Origin of the sequence: Halorubrum amylolyticum, assembly GCF_004114995.1 — an archaeon.
Taxonomy (GTDB): Archaea; Halobacteriota; Halobacteria; order Halobacteriales; family Haloferacaceae; genus Halorubrum; species Halorubrum amylolyticum.
In genome coordinates this window covers 122,769-136,309 of record NZ_SDJP01000002.1, presented here as the reverse complement: position 1 = coordinate 136,309, position 13,541 = coordinate 122,769, and the positions used below count along the sequence as shown (strand labels likewise).

General features: G+C 70.1%; 16 protein-coding genes. 7 read left to right on the top strand and 9 right to left on the bottom strand.

Annotation, left to right across the window (positions count from 1 at the left end; translation table 11 throughout):
* Nucleotides 1-58: 58 nt before the first annotated feature.
* Nucleotides 59-1,351, bottom strand: a complete 1,293-nt coding sequence (locus ESO89_RS03150; protein ID WP_128904229.1) for an NAD(P)/FAD-dependent oxidoreductase — start codon at nt 1,349-1,351, stop codon at nt 59-61.
* A 44-nt stretch (nt 1,352-1,395) separates the two neighbouring features.
* Entirely contained in the window at nt 1,396-2,217 is an 822-nt protein-coding gene (locus ESO89_RS03145; RefSeq protein WP_128904228.1) for a DUF7388 family protein, read from the bottom strand.
* A gap of 290 nt (nt 2,218-2,507) precedes the next feature.
* Here ESO89_RS03145 and ESO89_RS03140 point away from each other — a divergent pair, with 290 nt between their 5' ends.
* Nucleotides 2,508-3,539 carry a glutathione S-transferase family protein gene (locus ESO89_RS03140; protein WP_128904227.1) on the top strand — a complete coding sequence of 344 codons (1,032 nt, stop codon included), beginning with the start codon at nt 2,508-2,510 and terminating at the stop codon, nt 3,537-3,539.
* 88 nt (nt 3,540-3,627) lie between these two features.
* Here the strand turns inward: ESO89_RS03140 and ESO89_RS03135 are convergent, their stop codons facing one another.
* The gene (locus tag ESO89_RS03135; protein WP_128904226.1) at nt 3,628-5,025 is read right to left on the bottom strand and encodes a hemolysin family protein; all 1,398 of its coding nucleotides are present in this window, start codon (nt 5,023-5,025) and stop codon (nt 3,628-3,630) included.
* A 142-nt stretch (nt 5,026-5,167) separates the two neighbouring features.
* On the opposite strand from ESO89_RS03135, the gene ESO89_RS03130 reads away from it, so the two are divergent.
* The 3 genes from ESO89_RS03130 to ESO89_RS03120 all read left to right on the top strand — a co-directional run bounded on the left by ESO89_RS03130 (nt 5,168) and on the right by ESO89_RS03120 (nt 6,638).
* Complete coding sequence (locus ESO89_RS03130; protein ID WP_128904225.1) at nt 5,168-5,428, top strand: glutaredoxin family protein; 261 nt, start codon at nt 5,168-5,170, stop codon at nt 5,426-5,428.
* Nucleotide 5,429: 1 nt separating this feature from the next.
* The gene (locus ESO89_RS03125) at nt 5,430-5,939 is read left to right on the top strand and encodes a redoxin domain-containing protein (RefSeq protein ID WP_128904224.1); all 510 of its coding nucleotides are present in this window, start codon (nt 5,430-5,432) and stop codon (nt 5,937-5,939) included.
* A 99-nt stretch (nt 5,940-6,038) separates the two neighbouring features.
* The gene (locus tag ESO89_RS03120; protein ID WP_128904223.1) at nt 6,039-6,638 is read left to right on the top strand and encodes an L-threonylcarbamoyladenylate synthase; all 600 of its coding nucleotides are present in this window, start codon (nt 6,039-6,041) and stop codon (nt 6,636-6,638) included.
* A 33-nt stretch (nt 6,639-6,671) separates the two neighbouring features.
* Here ESO89_RS03120 and ESO89_RS03115 read toward each other — a convergent pair whose 3' ends face one another.
* The 3 genes from ESO89_RS03115 to ESO89_RS03105 all read right to left on the bottom strand — a co-directional run bounded on the left by ESO89_RS03115 (nt 6,672) and on the right by ESO89_RS03105 (nt 9,173).
* Nucleotides 6,672-6,938, bottom strand: coding sequence for an HAH_0734 family protein (locus ESO89_RS03115; RefSeq protein WP_128904222.1), 267 nt, complete (start codon nt 6,936-6,938; stop codon nt 6,672-6,674).
* A gap of 104 nt (nt 6,939-7,042) precedes the next feature.
* Entirely contained in the window at nt 7,043-8,863 is a 1,821-nt protein-coding gene (locus ESO89_RS03110; protein ID WP_128904221.1) for a ribosome biogenesis/translation initiation ATPase RLI, read from the bottom strand.
* A 1-nt stretch (nt 8,864) separates the two neighbouring features.
* Nucleotides 8,865-9,173, bottom strand: coding sequence for an EMC6-like membrane protein (locus ESO89_RS03105; protein WP_128904220.1), 309 nt, complete (start codon nt 9,171-9,173; stop codon nt 8,865-8,867).
* Between the two features lie 358 nt (nt 9,174-9,531).
* Here ESO89_RS03105 and ESO89_RS03100 point away from each other — a divergent pair, with 358 nt between their 5' ends.
* Nucleotides 9,532-9,813, top strand: a complete 282-nt coding sequence (locus tag ESO89_RS03100) for a MarR family transcriptional regulator (RefSeq protein ID WP_128904219.1) — start codon at nt 9,532-9,534, stop codon at nt 9,811-9,813.
* 17 nt (nt 9,814-9,830) lie between these two features.
* On the opposite strand, the gene ESO89_RS03095 is transcribed toward ESO89_RS03100, so the two are convergent.
* Nucleotides 9,831-10,151, bottom strand: coding sequence for a DUF7536 family protein (locus tag ESO89_RS03095; RefSeq protein ID WP_449404941.1), 321 nt, complete (start codon nt 10,149-10,151; stop codon nt 9,831-9,833).
* Nucleotides 10,152-10,313: 162 nt separating this feature from the next.
* Between ESO89_RS03095 and ESO89_RS03090 the strand changes: the two genes are divergently transcribed.
* Nucleotides 10,314-11,288, top strand: coding sequence for a C-terminal binding protein (locus ESO89_RS03090; RefSeq protein WP_128904218.1), 975 nt, complete (start codon nt 10,314-10,316; stop codon nt 11,286-11,288).
* A 28-nt stretch (nt 11,289-11,316) separates the two neighbouring features.
* Here ESO89_RS03090 and ESO89_RS03085 read toward each other — a convergent pair whose 3' ends face one another.
* A complete protein-coding gene (locus tag ESO89_RS03085; protein WP_128904217.1) occupies nt 11,317-12,156 on the bottom strand; it encodes a DUF6663 family protein in 840 nt (279 codons plus the stop codon).
* 135 nt (nt 12,157-12,291) lie between these two features.
* On the opposite strand from ESO89_RS03085, the gene ESO89_RS03080 reads away from it, so the two are divergent.
* Complete coding sequence (locus ESO89_RS03080) at nt 12,292-12,915, top strand: methyltransferase domain-containing protein (protein ID WP_128904216.1); 624 nt, start codon at nt 12,292-12,294, stop codon at nt 12,913-12,915.
* Nucleotides 12,916-12,946: 31 nt separating this feature from the next.
* Here ESO89_RS03080 and ESO89_RS03075 read toward each other — a convergent pair whose 3' ends face one another.
* Complete coding sequence (locus ESO89_RS03075) at nt 12,947-13,507, bottom strand: type IV pilin N-terminal domain-containing protein (protein ID WP_128904215.1); 561 nt, start codon at nt 13,505-13,507, stop codon at nt 12,947-12,949.
* Nucleotides 13,508-13,541: the final 34 nt, after the last annotated feature.

Genomic DNA, 13,541 nt, shown 5'->3' with positions numbered 1-13,541 from the left:
CCTCACTCCCCCTACCTCACTCCCCCTACCTCACTCCCCCTACCTCACTCCCCCTACCTCACTCCCTCGCCCGGCTCCCAACCGACATCCCCTCCGCGATCTCGAACTCCTCGCTTCCGTCGAACCGGTCGGGGTCGAACGCGTCTATCCACGGCGATTCCGGGTCCCCCGCCTCGGTCCCGGCGAGCGACGCGAGCACCCCCTCGGCGACGAGCTCGCCGATCGCCGGCGCACGCATGAAGCCGTGGCCCTGCCAGCCGGCGGCGACGAACACGCGGTCGGCGCCGCCGGGCGACTCCCTCCCGCCGCCGACCGGCCCGACGAGCGGGTCGCCGTCGGGTGTGGCCGTGCAAAGCCCGGCCCACGCGCGCTCCACGTCCGGGCCGTCCGGCCCGACCGCGTCGAGCCGCTCGCGGAGCGTCGCCGAGACCGACTCGACGAACCAGTCGTCGCCCGTCGGGTCGTATCCGTCCGGATCGGCCGGAACCGGCTCCGTGCCGTCGCCGGCGAGCAGCCCGGTCGGGTGCGGGCGGAGGTACGCGCCCGCGGTCGCATCGTAGACCATCGGGCCGTCGTAGCGCGCCGACCCGTCGCGTTCCGCCGCCGACCCGCCACCGTCGAGTCCGGCCGTCAGCGCCTGCACGCGGTAGGGAGCCACGGGGACCTCGATCTCCGCGTCGCCGAGGAAGTCGGCGGTGTGCGCGCCGACGGCGACGACGACGGCGTCGAACTCTCGGGTGTCTCCGCATCGGTCCACGCCGCCGACCCGCAGTTCGGGACCGTCGCCCGCGAACGAGACGGCGGTGTCGGTCTCGACCGCGACCCCCTCTCGACGCGCGCGCTCGCCCGTCGCGGCGACGTAGCTCGCGGGGGCACACCAGCCGGCGCCCTCGGCCACCGCGGCGACCGCGAGGTCGTCGGTCGCGACGGGGAACCGCTCGCCGAGGGTCACGGGGTCGACGAGCGAGACGCCGCGGCCGTGTTCGCGCATTCGGTCGACCATCACCGGCACGGCCTCGGCGTCCGGGTCGCCCTCGCGGACGGCGATGACGTAGGGACACGGCGTGAAGGAGAATCCGGGAAGCGAGCGGTCGAACGCCCGGAACCGATCCATCGCGCGGGCGGCCAGCGCGGCGTCGACGTCCTCGGCGTACGCGTCGTAGAGCACGCCAGCCGCGCGGCCGGAGCTTCCGGCGCCGAGGTCGCCTCGGTCGTACAGCGTCACGTCGGCGCCGCGGGCCGCGAGGTCGGCGGCCGCGGTGACGCCGACGGCGCCGCCGCCGACGACCGCGACCGCCGGAGTTCCGTCTGCGGAGCGCTGAGCGCTCCCCGACGACGCGTCTCGGGTCATGCGGACGCGTCGCGGTGCGTCGTGTTAAAAACGATGGCCGCGCGCTACGAGAGGAACTCGTCGATCCCGCGCGCCGGGTAGCCGACAACGTGGTCGACGCCGGCCTCGCGGAGGTCGTCGACGCGCTCCCGGACCGTCTCTGGCGACCCGACGAGGGCGAAGTCCCGCACGGCCGCCGAGAGCACCTCGCGGGCGCGCCCCGTCTCCGCCGAGTCGGTCGGTGACGCGTCGGCCCCGGTTCCCCCTCCACCTCCACTTCCGCCCCCGTCCGGGAGCGCGCGGGCGACGGGGCGGCGCCGGGAGACGTACGCGCCCACGGCGTCGAGGACGGCGTCCTCGTCGTCGGTCAGGACGGTGGGCGCGTAGACGGCGACCTCGCCCTCGAACCCGGCGGCGCGGAGCGCGCGCACGTCGCGGTCGGTCGACCGAGTGAGCAGCTCGAACTGGGTCCCGCCCGCCGCCAGCGCGACGCGCTCGACGCCCTCCGTGCCGACCCACGCGTCGGGGGCGTCGCGCCGCGCGGCCCCGAGCCGCGGGGCGACCGCGCGAGACGACTCCCCGTCCGTGAGGTAGGCTCCGTGGCCCGCGACGAGCACCCGGCGGGCCGCGTCCGGTATCTCGTCGACCAGCGAGTCGTCGCCGAGCGGGTCGAACCCGTCCGCGCGGACCGGCGTGGTGACGTACAGCTCCGTCTCCGCGGCCAGCCGGTCGAGCGTCGCCGGGTCCGGGAGGTGCTCGCGACCCTCGTAGTCGATCGTCACCCGATCGACCGGGAGTTCGGTCGCCCGCGACACGTCGCACTCGGCGGGCTTCAGCGCCACGGCGTCGATACCGGTCTGAGCGACCGCCTCGCGGCCGGTCAGCACCCGGCGATCACCCCGATTGGCGGCGCGGCCGCTCCGTGGAGCGGCGCGTCGATTCGGCACGCGGTGTCGATACTCACGAAGGAGACCTCATCGCGATCGCGGAACGCGATCCATCGCCTGTGCGGCCATGACTGGAAGTCGGTAGTCGCGTGCGTCTCATAAACCCGTCGCGACGCGGCAATATTGCGGTCGGCGCCGCCGGCAGGAGGAGACGCATTCGCCCGGAAGATCGCCCGGGTGACACGCGCGTCCCCGCCCACGTTATGGGGCTCGCTCCCGTGCGATCGGACATGAACCAGCTCGTCGACGGCGAGTGGCGGACCGACGCGTACGAGGCGACCGACGAGGAGGGCTCGTTCCAGCGCGGCGAGACGACCTTCCGGAACTGGATCGCCGGCAGCGACGTGCCCGACCACGTCGACGCCGAGCCCGACGAGCGGTTCCAGCCCGAGGCGGGCCGGTACCACCTGTACGTCTCGTACGCCTGCCCGTGGGCGCACCGGACGCTGCTCGCGCGGTCGCTGCTCGGACTGGAAGACGCGATCGACGTGAGCGTGGTGGACCCGTGGCGCGGCGAGGACGGCTGGCAGTTCACCCCGGAGAAGGAGGGGTGTACGCCCGACAAGCTCCACGACAGCGACTACCTCCGCGAGCTGTACGTCGAGGCCGACCCAGACGCCACCTGCCGGGTGACCGTCCCCGTGCTGTGGGACACCGAGGAGGAGACGATCGTCAACAACGAGTCGCGAGAGATCCTCCGAACCCTCTCGACCGCGTTCGACGACCTCGGCAACGGCGCGTCGCTTTTGCCCGGTCCCGACGACGAGGCGACCGTCGCGGAGGTCGATCAGGTGATCACCGACATCTACGAGCCGGTCAACAACGGCGTCTACCGCGCCGGGTTCGCGACCTCCCAAGGGGCGTACGACGAGGCGATCGACGACCTGTTCGACGCGCTCGACCGCTGGAACGACCACCTCGCCGACCAGCGCTTCCTCGTCGGCGACTCGCTGACCGAGGCCGACGTCTGCATGTTCACGACGCTGGTCCGGTTCGACCACGTGTACCACACCCACTTCATGTGTAACAAGCAGTTCGTCCACCAGTACGAGCACCTCTGGCCGTACCTGCGGGACCTCTACCAGACCGAAGGCGGCGCCGAGACGGTGAAGATGGCCCACATCAAGGAGCACTACTACACGACCCACCCGGACGTGACCCCCTCCGGCATCATCGCGGGCGGCCCGGACCTCGACTGGGAGGCGGACCACGACCGCGCCCGGCTCGACGGCGAGGCGCCCGCGCCGGACGCGGCGGACTGAGCTCTCCCGGTCTCACGGGAGTGGACATCCGGGGGCTCTGCGGTGGACGGGTCCCAGGCGGCGCCGAGGCCGACGAGGCGACCGCGCCCTACTCCGCGTCGTTCGGGGCCGCTTCGGGCTCGGCGCCGGACTCCGCCGCCCCGTCATCGTCGGCCGCGTCGACCGCCTCGGCGGCGTCGAGCACGGTGACGCGCGCGGACATGATCCGGGTGTTGTCGATGCGCTCGATGCGAATTCGGACCCCGTCGAACTCGATCTCCTCGCCCTCCTCGACGAGCCGTCCGGCGCGGTTGAACACGAAGCCGGCGAGCGTCTCGAACTCCTCGCCCTCGGGGAGGTCGATCCCGAGCATCTCGTTGACCTCGTCGATGTTCACCTCGCCCTGCACGACGGCGACGTTGTCCTCTAAGAACTCCACCGGGGCCTCCTCGTCGCCCTCCAAGATCTCGCCGACGATCTCCTCGACCATGTCTTCGAGGGTGATGATCCCCTCGGTGGTCCCGAACTCGTCGATGACGGTGACCATCTGGAGACGGTTATCCTGCATCTCCGCGAGCAGCTCGTCGGCGTTCTTCGACTCGGGGACGTGCAGCGTCGGCTTGACGACCCGCGCCAGCGACGGCTCGCCCTCGGAGTAGCGGAGTTCGCGGACGAGGTCCCGCACGGTCACGACGCCGATGATGTTGTCGAGGTTCCCCTCGTAGACGGGGACGCGCTCGTGGTCCGCCTGGATGCACGTCTCGATCGCCTCCTCGACGGAAGACTCCTTCGCGACCGCGGTGACGTCGAGGCGGGGCGTCATCACCTCCTTGGCGATGGTGTTGTTGAACCGGAAGATGCGGTCGAGCATCTCGCGTTCCTCCTCCTCGATGACGCCCTCGCGCTCGCCCGTCTCGATGATGTTCTGGATCTCCTCGCGGGTGACGTACGTCGACTCGATCGCCGCCCGACCGCCGGTCACCTTGTTGACCGCACGGGTGAGGTAGTCGAAGACGACGACGAGCGGGTACAACACGCCCTCGGAGAGCTTCAGCGGGCGGGCGATCCGCAGCGCCCACGACTCGGTGTTCTCGACGGCGTACGACTTCGGCGCGGTCTCGGCGAACAGCAGCACGACCGCCGTGATCCCGAAGGTGGTGAGCAGGATGGTGACTACCGCGCTCTCGACGTACACGCCGATGAGCGTCGTCGCGATCGCCGTGATGCCGATGTTCACGAGGTTGTTGCCGACGAGGATCGTCACCAGCAGCCGGTGCGGATTCTGCTTCAGGCTGTCGATCGTCTCGGCGCTGCCGACGCCCTCCTCGACGAGGCTCTCGATGCGGTGTTTCGGCAGCGAGAACATGGCGATCTCCGACGAGGAGAAGAACGCCGACATCCCGAGCAACACGATGATCGTGAGGATCCCGAGGACGGTCACGATCGGATCGTCCATCGCGGGGAGCTGCGGAACACCGGTCGTCAGCGATATCGGCCACAAGCCCATTCTCCCTTACAATCGGTCGGGTTCCCGTTAAAACGTTACTCTCCGCTCCGGCGATTCGCGTGACGGTCACCGCGGCTGCCGGTCGATCGAACGAACCGCCGCCGCCGACACGGTTAGGGGGCAGGCGCCCGACGGATCGCCCATGAGCGACCCGACGATCACCCTGTACCGGCTGCAGGCGTGTCCCTTCTGCGAACGCGTCGTCCGCACCCTGAACGAACTGGGACTGGAGTACCGCTCTCGGTACGTCGAGCCGATGCACTCCGAGCGCAACGTCGTCAAGCGCGTCTCGGGCGCCCGTAGCGTGCCGGCGATCGTCGACCGGGAGACGGGCGTGACGATGTCCGAGAGCGCGAACATCGTCGAGTACCTGACGGGGACGTACGGCGAGGGAGGTGCCTGAGATGCCGGAGTTCGACGTCGTCTCCCTGCCCGAGACGGACCACGTCGCCGAGGGCGACGTGGCGCCCGACTTCACCCGACCGCTGGTCGACGAGGAGTACTGGGAGGACCGCGCGCTGGGCGAGGTCGTCGACGGGCCGACCCTCCTGCTGTTTCACCCGATGGACGGCGCCTTTCAGGCGACGTACCTCTACAACACGGTCGACGACCGCGTCTGGGCCGACGAACTGGACGTGTTCGGCCTCTCCGTCTCGACGCCGTACGCCCACAAGCGCCTGCTCGCCGAGCGCGGCGACGGGGTCCGGACCTTCTCCGATCCCGGCGCGGGCGTGATCGAGGAGTACGGCCTCGCGCACGACATCGACGGGATGACCGGGATCACCGAGACGCGGCCGGCCGTCTTCCTCCTCGACGCCGACCGCACCGTCGAGTTCGCGTGGGTCGCGGGCGAACACCCCGAGTTCCCCGACGCCGAGGCCATCGAGGACGCGATCGGCCGGCTCGTCGGCTGATCGCGGGACGAGGGTGCCGACCTCGATCGGCCCGCTCGCGGACCCCCATTCCCGCCACCACTCGTCAGCCTTTTTCGCGACCGTCACGAACGCGGCAGTGTGACAACGGACAGCGACGTCCTCCGACGTGCGGCCGAGGCGGTCGCCGACGGCGACCTCGTGGTCTACCCCACCGAAACGGTGTACGGGCTCGGCGGCGACGCCCTCGACCCCGCCGCCGTCGAGCGGGTGTTCGAGCTGAAGGGCCGGGAGCGCTCGAACCCGCTCTCGCTCGGCGTTCCGAGCGTCGACGCCGCGCTCCGCCACACCCGGCCAACCGAGTTCGCGGTCGCGTTCGCCCGAGCGTTCCTCCCCGGCCCCGTGACCGTGATCGTCGAGCGCGGCGACCCGGTCCCGGACGCGCTCACCGCCGGACGCGACCGGGTCGGCGTGCGCGTCCCGGACCACCCGATCGCGCGCGACCTGCTCCGGGAGACCGGCCCGCTCACCGCGACGAGCGCGAACGTCTCCGGGCGCGGGAGCGTCACCCACCCCGACGACCTCGACGACCGAATCGGCGAGGGAGTCGCCGCCGTGGTCGACGGCGGCGAGACGCCGGGCACCGAGAGCACCGTCGTCGATCCCGAGAGGAGGACGATCCACCGCCGCGGCGCGATGGCCGGCGCGATCGAGGCGTGGCTGGACGACCCGCCGGTGTAGGAACCGAGTCGAAACCGCAGAAGTGCGACGCCGCTAGACCGACAGTTCGCCCTTCGCTTTGATCACGTCGAGATCCTCGGCGTCGATCGTGTCGACGTCGAGCCAGTGGGGGACGTACTCGCGCTTGTCGTAGGCCTCGCGCTCGTCTTCGGCCCCGACGGTACACCAGAGCTGGGGCTCGTCCGGGCCGTGCCAGCCGCCCTGAACGTTGATGCCGAAACACACCAGCTCCTCGCCCTCGTACTCGATCACCGCGTCCCGCCGAATCCCGGGGTCGCCGCGAATGATGAGGTGTTGCATATCCCGTCGTTTGCGGCTACCCCGCTTAATCGCTTCGATACCGCGGATCGGTGGATTCGGAGAGCGGGTGGCGGGGCGAAAAGACGGGGAGCGGGAAAACGGCGTCAGGTGGAGTAGTAGTACTCGCCGTCGCGCTTCTGCTGGCTGTCGAGCTGCGAGCCCGGCTTGTTGATCCGGGGACGACCCGTCCGCTCGTCGCGGCGGAAGGTGATGTCGAGGTCGGCGAGGAACTCGTTCATCCCTTCGCGCATCTCCTGTGGCGGGGTCGCGTGCCCGCGCTCGGCCGGCTCGCCGTCGAACACCATCAGGCGGTCGGCGAGGAGATCGATCATGTAGATGTCGTGGTCGATCACCATCACGGTCGCGTCGTGGTTCTCCGCGTACCGGCGGATCGCCGTCGTCGCGCGCACCCGCTGTTCCACGTCGAGGTGCGCGGAGGGCTCGTCGAGGAGGTACAGATCGGCGTCCTCGGAGAGACACGCCGCGATGGCGACGCGCTGGCGCTCGCCGCCCGAGAGGTCAGAGAGGTTCTGCTCCATCACGCGGTCGAGCTGGAGCGGCTGCGCGATCTCGGTGTTCCAGTAGGAGCTGCCGAACTCGTCGGTGATAGAGGAGAGGAACGCGTCGACGCGCATCGGCTGGTCGATGTCGATGTACTGCGGCTTGTACGCGATGTCGAGCGCGAAGTCGAGTGCGCCCTCGTCCGGCTCCAGCGCGCCCGCGAACAGCTTCGCGAGCGTCGACTTCCCGATCCCGTTCGGCCCGACCACGCCGAGCACCTCGGAGCGGTTGATCTCGCCGGCCTCGACGTGCAGTTCGAACTCGCCCTCGCCGTACGACTTCGAAAGTTCGGGGTACTCGATCAGCGTCTCGCTCCGCGAGGAGACCCGCGGCGCGTGTTCCTCGAAGGTGATCGCCGACGGCCGGATCCGCATGTTCTCGTTGTCGAGGTACCCTTTCAGGTACTCGTTGATCCCGTTGCGGACCGACTTGGGGTCGGTGATGACACCGTACGCGCCCGGCTCACCGTACGCGACGTGGAGGGTGTCGGCCAGCAGATCGAGGATCGCGAGGTCGTGCTCGACGACGAGCATCGAGCGCTCGGCGGCGTCGTCGTCCGCGAGCTCGCGGATGAGGCGGGCGACGACCATCCGCTGGCCGATGTCGAGGTACGGCGTGATCTCGTCGAGGAAGTAGAAGTCGGCGTCGCGGGCCAGACACGCCGCGATGGCGACGCGCTGGAGCTCGCCCCCGGAGATGGAGTCGATCGGCTGGTCCATCACCGGCGCGATGTTGAGCCGGTCGATGAGGGAGTCGAGCGCGCCGCGCTCGTCGGTGCGCTCCAGCAGCTCGCGGGTGTTGCCGTCGAACTGGTTCGGGATCTGGTCGACGTACTGCGGCTTGCGCGCGACCGTCACGTCGCCCTCCTTCAGCGATTCGAGGTAGTTCTGGAGCCCGGTGCCGCGGAACCGGTCGAGCACGCGCTCCCAGTCGCCCTCCGACTCGTGGTCGCCGAGGTTCGGGACCATCTCGCCGGCGAGCCCGTGGACCGCCGTCGACTTCCCGATCCCGTTCGGGCCGAGGATGCCGGTGACGTTGCCCGGTTCCGGGGTCGGCAGCCCGTACAGCGAGAAGGCGTTGTCGCCGTAGCGGTGGACCGGCTCCTCGTCGAGCTCGGAGGGGAGGTTGATGATCTCGATCGCGTCGAACGGACACTTCTCGACGCAGATCCCGCAGGTCTCACCGAGGCAGATCTCCTCGGAGATGTGGATCTGGTCCGGGTCGCCCTCGGCGGCCTCCTCGCCGCGCTTCGTGATGCACTCCTTGCCCGTCCGGTTGGGCGGGCAGTAGTTCATACACTCGTAGTTACACCGGTCGGGCTGACACCGGTCGAGATCGACCACGGCGATGCTGTCGTCCGCCATCTCAGACCACCAGTTCGACGCCGGACGTCGCGAGCACGGTGTAGCTGATGAACCACAGCGTGAACGTCAGAAACGCCACGTAGAGATTGTCCTTGACCCCGAAGTCGCCGACGCCGATCGCCTTGTACAGCGGGTACTGGGCGAGCACGAACGCGCCGAGCACCAGCGCGACCGTGGTGCTCTGGGCGGCGGCCACGGTCGTGCCCGCGTAGGCGGCCGAGACGACGCCGGCGGCGATCCCCGCCAGACAGCAGATCGTCGTGACGACCACGCTCCGAGTGTGGCCGGATATCCCCGAGTCGTCGCTCATACGAGTCGATCCGCGAGCGCCCGTGAAAAGCCGTTCGTTCCGCCCGGCGGGCTGTCTCCGGGCGCCGCCGACCGGAACGGACCGGTCCGGCCGCGCCGAGCCGCAGGACGGGTGCTCGACGACTCCGGACGGGCGGGACGACCCCGGACGGCGATTGACGACTCCGGACGGGCGGTCGGCGAAGCGCGCGCGAGCGCCATCGCTGACTGACCGGTCAGTCTACGGCCGGGTTGCCAGAATATATTGCCGGTATTCTCGCCATAAACCGGCAATAAGATCCGGCTACTGCGAGAAAACGCCCGGTCGAGCGGGGTGACGCATCAACATTTATCACGGCGTGCGGTTTCGATTCGTAACGATGGAAGGAACCCAAACGGAGGGGCTCGACGACCTCCCGCCGAGCGCCAAGCTCGTCTTCAAGGTGCTCGAGTACAACGGGCCGTTGACCCAGAAGGGGATCGTCCAGGAGTCGATGCTGTCGGCTCGAACCGTCCGCTACGCCCTCGAACGCCTGGAGGGGATCGGGGTCGTGGACGAGGACGTCTACTTCGCGGACGCCCGGCAGAACCTCTACAGGCTCACCGAGCCCGCACAGGAGTTCACCGGCGACGAGAACGAGGCCTCCTGTACCGCCGACTGACCGCGTCTCCCGGTCTTCTACTGGCCGCCCTCTTCGGACACGTCTCGCGCTCCCCGCGCGGCCTCGGCGACGGTGAGCGCGACGGCGACGAGCAGCGCGAACGTCGCCGCCAGCACGAACGCCAACAGCAGGAACCACACGTCCGGGCCGAACAGCGGGTAGTCCCGGGCGTCGATCACCGGACCGAGCAGCTCCAGCGTCCGGATCGCGTAGAGGAGGACCGCGAAGAGCGCGCCGACGACGAGCCCGATTCGAGCGTTCCGGTAGAACGCCAGCGACTCCAAGAGGACGAGCATCGGCGGTTTGGTCGACCGATCGGCGGAGCTGTCGTCGCTCACGGGCGCCCTTGCGAGAGCGCGCGCATAGAGCCATCGAAACTCGAGAGCGAAGGCGAGGCGGACCGGGGTCGATATGCGACGGATCATCACGATCGAAAATCGGTGTCTCAGGTCCTGAAAACGCAAGAAAGCCGTCAAGTGGGGCGAGACAAACGTTCGTGTATGGCCAGAGTCGTGCTGTCCGCGTTCCCGATGATCGACCCGGAGACGTACCGCGAGGTCCTCGACGAGGCGGTCGACGAACCCGTCGAGATCGAGGTCGCCGAACTGGGGTCGGCCGAGAATCTGATCGCGGCGGCGGACGGTGCCGACGCGGTGGTGACCGACATCGACACGCCGGTCACCGCGGCGGCGCTCGATCGCTTGGACCTCCGGGTGGTCGTCCGGTCGGCGGTCGGCGTGGACAACGTCGACGTGGGCACCGCCGCCGAGCGGGGCGTCACCGTCACCCGCGTCCCCGACTACTGCACCGACGAGGTGGCGGCCCACTCCGTCTCGCTGCTTCTCGCCTGCCTCCGGTCGCTGAAGGCGTACGACGACGACGTCGCCGCCGGCGGCTGGAGCTGGGAGGCCGGGCAGCCGGTCCGCCGCGTGAGCGCGTCGACGATCGGGTTCGTCTCGTTCGGCCCGATCGCAAAGCGCGCGGCCGAACAGCTCGCCGGGTTCGACGCCGACCTCGTCGCCTACGACCCGTTCGTGGAGGCCGAGGAGATGGCGGCGTACGGCGTCGAGAAGGCGTCGTTCGAGGGGCTGTTCGACCGCGCCGACCACGTCGGCGTCTACGCCCCCCTGACGGACGCGACCCGGGGCATGGTCGACGCCGACGCGCTCGCTCGGCTCGGTGAGGACTCCGTGGTCGTCAACGTGGGGCGCGGGCCGGTCGTCGACGCCGACGCGCTGCTCGACGCGCTGGAGTCGGGGTCGATCAAGGGCGCCGGCCTCGACGTGCTCGCCGAGGAACCGCCCGAGGACGACCCGCTCGTCGGCCGCGACGACACGGTCGTCACGCCGCACGCGGCGTGGTACAGCGAGGAGGCCCGCGACGACCTGAACCGGAGCGGCGCCGCCGACGTGGCCGCCGCGCTCAACGGCGAAACGCCCGACGGCCGCGTCGATCCGGAGGCGGACTGGCTCTGAGCGACTGAGGCGGAGATGGCGAACCGAGCTACAGTCGGTCGAGCGCGTCGAAGCCGTCCTCGTCGCCGCCGTCTCCGTCGGCCGAATCCGCTCCGTCGTCGCCGCTCTCCGAACCCGCTTTGGCCGCGTCGAGCGCGCCGTCGTCGAGGCCCGCGGCGAGTCCGGGGCCGAGGTCGTAGGTGTCGCGGACCGTCTGGGCCAGCACGCCCTCGCGGTCGAAGACGACGTAGACGGCGACGAAGTCGTGCGCGGCGGGCCGGAGGACGAAGACCTCGCGGGGGTCGGCGTCCTCGCGCGACTCGTCGTCCTCGCGGGGGTCGTCGTCCTCGCGCGACTCGTTGACGCGCGCGACGAGCGGTTCGATCGGGAGCCGGCCCGCCCGGAGGTCGGCGAAGGCGTCGCTTCCGGGGGCGTCGGCGAACAGGTACAGCGCGCCGTTCGGCTCGCCGTCGTTCGACCGGGTCGTGACCGAGCCGACCGCCTCGCCCGCGGACCTGATCTGGTCCCACGCGTCGACGGCGGCCTCGAACATCCCCTCCACGTCGTCCGCGAAGCGGAAGCGGCTCTCGCGGACGACCGCGACGTCGGCGAAGCGGGCCGAGCCGTCGGTCCACGCCAGCGTCGCGTCGGCGACGAACCCCGGCTCCAGCGACGCCACGCGGTCGGCGAGTTCGCCCTCGTACCCTTCGGCGGCGGCGTACAGCGGATCGAATCGGTCCTCGGCGTCGGGATCGGTCGGGTCGATCGGTCCCTCCGGGTGCTCGACGAGGACGAACTCCTCGGGGGGATCGGAGGGGCCGGTCCCGTCGATGTCGGGACGCGGGCGGCGGTCGTGGACGCGGAAGCGGCCGCTCGTCGTCGGTTCCATAGCCGAATATCGGACGCCGAGCGGAAAAGCCGGTCGGAACCGAGGCGGGCGTCGGCCGCGGTCCCGACGGCCTCGACGACTCCGCGGCCGCGGAATCCGTGTCGTTATGGGTCGGGCGACCCAACCGAGCGGCAAATGGGGATTCTCGAGGACAAGTCGAACGCCCGGGTGTTCTACAAGTACCTCTCGAAGGTGTACGACACGATCAACTGGTTCAACTGGAACGAGGAGATGCGCGCGGAGGCGCTCTCGTGGCTGGAGTTCGGCGACGATCCGAAAGTCCTCGACGTGGGATGCGGCACCGGGTTCGGCACCGAGGGACTGCTCGAACACGCCGACGACGTTCACGGGCTCGACCAGAGCATTCACCAGATGGAGAAGGCGTTCGAGAAGTTCGGGAGACACGACCGCGTGAACTTCTACCGCGGCGACGCCGAGCGGCTCCCGTTCCGCGACGACACGTTCGACGTCGTCTGGTCCTCGGGATCGATCGAGTACTGGCCGAACCCGATCGAGGGGCTCCGGGAGCTGCGCCGCGTCGCGAAGCCGGGCGGACAGGTGCTCGTCGTCGGCCCCGACTACCCGCGCAACCGCGTCCTCCAGCGCGTCGCCGATGCGATCATGCTGTTCTACGACGAGGGCGAGGCGGACCGGATGTTCGAGGCCGCCGGCTACGAGACGTACGAACACCACATCCAGCGGTCGACGCCGCGGAGCCCGCGCGCGATCACGACGGTCGCGCGGGTCCCGGAGGAGTAGCGACGCAGCGCCCGAACGTTCTTCTCTCCCCCTATCCGGACTCGACGACCGTCTCCAGCGTCGCGACGGGTCGCCCGTCGGCCGAGACCTCGACGGTGACGGTCAGACCGGGTTCGAGGGCCGGGTCGTTCGTTCCCGCGACCCGGAACGACGCCGATGTCCCGACCCGCAGATCGCCGTCGGTCGCGGCGTTGAACGCGCCGGTCGGGCCGGGTCGGAACCCCGCCGCGGAGAAGAACGGGACCGGCGGCTGTCGGGCGAGCGGCTCGCCGTCGACGCGCACGCGGACCGACAGATCTGCCGCGTCGAGCGCGTCGCCGCCGCGGTGCGTGACCGCGATCCGGTCGTCGGTCGCCGACAGCGACAGCGACGCGGTCGGCGCCGGCTCGGACGGGGCGGCGAGGGCCGCGGTCACGACGCCGCCCGCGAGCACGACCGTGATGGCGAGCAGCAGGACGCCGGCGACCGGCGCGAGCGCGCGGGTCGACCGATCGCCGGTCGGTCGGGTCTCTGTCGACGATTCCGTTCCGGTCGACGATTCCGTTCCGGTCGACGATTCCGTTCCGGTCGACTGGTCGGTGTCGGTTGGCACGGGAGGTCTGCCGCGTGACCCGGTAAAAATCCCG